Here is a 4,001-nt window from a genome sequence, read left to right on the forward strand (position 1 = left end):
GGCACCGCGTGGTCACCGAACGGCAGGAGTCGACCCTCGCCGTCGTCCCCCCTCGCCTGCCCGAGGTGCCGCCGGCCTGGGGCTGGATGCTCCAGCTGTACTCGCTGCGCTCCGAGGGTTCGTGGGGTGCGGGCGACTACGGCGATCTGGCCGTGCTGGCCCGCCGGTCGGCCACCGAACTGGGCGCGGGGGTGGTCCTGGTCAACCCGGTGCAGGCGATCAGCCCGACCCATCCCGTGGAGCGTTCGCCGTACTCGCCGTCGAGCCGCCGATTCGCCAACCCGTTCTACCTGCGCGTGACGGAGACCGGGGCGTTCGAACGCGCGGACGAGCAGACGCGGCGGAAGGTACTGGACCTGCGGCCCGAGTCCCCCGAGGAGATCGACTACGACGCGGTGTGGTCGGCGAAGCTCACCGCGCTCGAACTGCTGTGGCAGGCCGAGGCCGCGCACCAACCGGCGCTGGAACCGGATCTGGCCGACTTCGCGGCCTTCTGCGCCCTGGCGGAACGCCACGGACCGGACTGGCGCGACTGGCCGGAAGAACTGCGTGACCCGCACGGCACGGAAGTGGCCGGGGCGCGGGAAGAACTGGCCGGCCGCATCGCCTTTCACGGCTGGCTGCAGCGGCTGTGCCGCGAGCAGCTCGACAAGGCCCACACGGCCGCCCGCGACGCGGGTATGCCCGTGGGCATAGTGCACGACCTGCCGGTCGGGGTGCATCCGGGCGGAGCCGACACCTGGGCGCTCGGCGACCTGTTCGCCTCGCGGGTCACCGTGGGCGCCCCGCCCGACGCGTTCAGCCAGCAGGGCCAGGACTGGAACCTGCCGCCGTGGCGCCCGGACCGGCTGGCCGAGCTGGGCTACGAGCCGTTCCGCGACGTGCTGCGCGGCGTGCTGCTGCACGCCGACGGGATCCGGATCGACCACGTCGCCGGGCTGTGGCGCCTGTGGTGGATCCCGCCCGGCGAACCGCCCTGGCGCGGAACCTACGTCCGCTACGACGCCGAGGCCATGCTCGGCGTGCTCCTGCTGGAGGCGCACCGCGCCGGGGCGGTGGTGGTCGGCGAGGACCTCGGCACGGTGGAGCCGGAGGTCACCGACACCCTGCACGAACGCGGGATCCTCAGCTCAGCGGTGCTGTGGTTCCAGCGCGACTACGACCGGGACGGGCACCCGTTCCTGCGGCCCGGCGAATGGGACACCGAGGCCATGGCGAGCATCACCACCCACGATCTGCCCACCGTGGCGGGCTGGCTCACGGCCGAACACGTGCGGGTGCGCGCCGAACTGGGCCTGCTCGACGGCCCGCCGGAGAAGGAGTACGCCGCGGCGGCCCGTGAGCGGGACGAGCTGCTCGATTTCCTGGCCCGGCAAGGAATTTCCGTCGAGGATGTGAGCGAGGGACTGCACCGGCTGCTCGCGTCGGCCGCCTCACGCCTGCTGCTGACCACCCCCGCGGACATCCTCGGCGAACGGAGGCAACCGAACCTGCCCGGCACCATCGACGAATACCCCAACTGGCGGATCCCGCTGCCGGTGACCCTCGAAGAGTTCTTCGCGGACCCCCGGATCGGTCGCGTGGTCCCTACACTGCGGGCGGCACGCCCGCTGCCCGACCGGTGAGGAGATCGAGTTGCCGCCCTGGCCAGGAACCCCCTACCCGCTGGGTGCCACCTACGACGGCGTCGGCACCAACTTCGCCCTGTTCTCCGAGGTCGCCGAGTACGTCGAACTGTGCCTGATCGACGAGCACGGCGAGGAGGAACGCGTCCGCCTGCCCGAGGTGGACGGCTTCGTGCACCACGGCTACCTGCTCGGTGTGGGCCCCGGCCAGCGCTACGGCTACCGCGTGCACGGACCCTACGATCCCGCCCGCGGCCTGCGCTGCAATCCGGACAAGCTGCTGATCGACCCCTACGCCAAGGCGATCACCGGTGACGTCGACTGGGACGAGTCGCTGTTCGGCTACCCGTTCGGCGCCCCGGACGAGCGCAACGACGCCGACTCCGCGGCGCACGTGCCGCGCTCGCTGGTGGTCAGCCCGTTCTTCGACTGGGCCGACGACCGGCCGCCGCGCACGCCCTACCACGAGACGGTGATCTACGAGGCGCACCTGCGCGGCCTGACCATGCGCCATCCCGCGGTGCCGCCCCGGCTGCGCGGCACCTACGCGGGCCTGGCCCACCCGGCGGTGGTCGAGCACCTGAAACAGCTCGGGGTGACCGCGATCGAGCTGATGCCGGTGCACCAGTTCATCACCGACCACGGCCTCGCCCAGAAGGGCCTGCGCAACTACTGGGGCTACAACACCATCGGCTTCTTCGCCCCGCACGAGGCCTACGCCGCGTTTCCGGAGGCGGCAGGCCAGGTGCAGGAGTTCAAGGGCATGGTCCGCTCCCTGCACGAGGCCGACATCGAGGTGATCCTCGACGTGGTCTACAACCACACGGCGGAGGGCAACCACCTCGGTCCGACGCTGTCCCTGCGCGGGATCGACAACCAGGCCTACTACCGGCTGGCCGACGACGAACCGAAGTACTACCTGGACTACACCGGGACCGGGAACTCGCTGAACGTGCGCAACCCGCACACCCTGCAGCTGATCATGGACTCGCTGCGGTACTGGGTGACCGAGATGCACGTCGACGGGTTCCGGTTCGACCTCGCCGCCACCCTGGCGCGCGAGTTCTACGACGTGGACCGGCTGTCCACCTTCTTCGACCTGGTGCAGCAGGACCCGACGGTGAGCCGCGTCAAGCTGATCGCCGAGCCGTGGGACGTCGGTCCCGGCGGCTACCAGGTCGGCAACTTCCCTCCTCTGTGGACGGAGTGGAACGGGAAATTCCGTGACACCGTCCGCGATTTCTGGCGCGGCGAGTCGGCCACGCTGGGCGAGTTCGCCTCGCGGATCACCGGATCCTCCGATCTCTACCAGGACGACGGCCGCCGCCCGTTCGCCTCGATCAACTTCGTCACCGCCCACGACGGGTTCACCCTCGCCGACCTGGTGTCCTACAACGAAAAGCACAACGAGGCCAACGGGGAGGATGGCCGGGACGGCGCGGACGACAACCGGTCGTGGAACTGCGGGGCCGAGGGGCCGACCGAAGATCCGGAGATCCTGGCGCTGCGGGAACGGCAGCGGCGCAACCTGATCGGCACGCTGCTGCTGTCGCAGGGCGTGCCGATGCTCCTGCACGGCGACGAACTGGGCCGCACCCAGCTGGGCAACAACAACGCCTACTGCCAGGACAACGAACTGTCCTGGGTGGACTGGTCGATGGTGGACGGCAACGCGGAGCTGGTGGACTTCGTCGGCCGGGTCGCCGACTTCCGCCGCAGGCACCCGGTGTTCCGGCGGCGCCGGTTCTTCGCCGGGAAGCCGATCAGGAAGAGCGACGAGTTGCGCGACATCGCCTGGCTGACCCCGTCCGGCGAGGAGATGAAGGAACAGAACTGGGACGACGGTTTCGGCAAGTCGATCGTGGTGTTCCTCAACGGCGAGGGCATCCCGGACCTCGACCAGCGGGGCATGCGGGTGGTCGACGACTCGTTCCTGATGGCGTTCAACGCGCACTACGAGGACATCGAGCTGGTCCTGCCCTCCGCCGACTACGGTCCACGGTGGACGGTGATGATCGACACCGCGACCGGTGAGGTCGCCGACGAGCCGAACGGGCCGGGCCTTCGCGCGGGGGACAGTATGAATTTGCCCGCTCGGTCTCTCGTCGTACTGCAGAGGGCACCGGAGGCCGCATGAACCACACTGGCGAAGCCCCGTTCATGCGAGCCGACCGGGTGCGGGTGTCCCGCAAAACACCGGAGGCCGCATGAACCACACTGGCGAAGCCCCGTTCATGCGAGCCGACCGGGTGCGGGTGTCCCGCAAAACACCGGAGGCCGCATGAACCACACTGGCGAAGATCCCGCTTCTGCGAGCCGACCGGGCGCGGGTGTCCCCCGCAACACCCGCGTGACGCCGCCGGGCTCGACCTACCG

General features: G+C 70.1%; 2 protein-coding genes. Both read left to right on the plus strand.

The window, feature by feature from the left end; translation table 11 throughout:
* Positions 1-1,625: 4-alpha-glucanotransferase (gene malQ / locus FNH05_RS33800; RefSeq protein WP_144592919.1), on the plus strand; the 1,625-nt coding region annotated here is incomplete at its 5' end.
* 10 nt (positions 1,626-1,635) lie between these two features.
* Positions 1,636-3,762 (plus strand): glycogen debranching protein GlgX, encoded by a 2,127-nt coding sequence (gene glgX, locus FNH05_RS33805; RefSeq protein WP_144592920.1) that lies wholly within the window; start codon positions 1,636-1,638, stop codon positions 3,760-3,762.
* Positions 3,763-4,001: the final 239 nt, after the last annotated feature.

It is taken from the genome of Amycolatopsis rhizosphaerae (genome assembly GCF_007713715.1).
Classification (GTDB): Bacteria; Actinomycetota; Actinomycetes; order Mycobacteriales; family Pseudonocardiaceae; genus Amycolatopsis_E; species Amycolatopsis_E rhizosphaerae.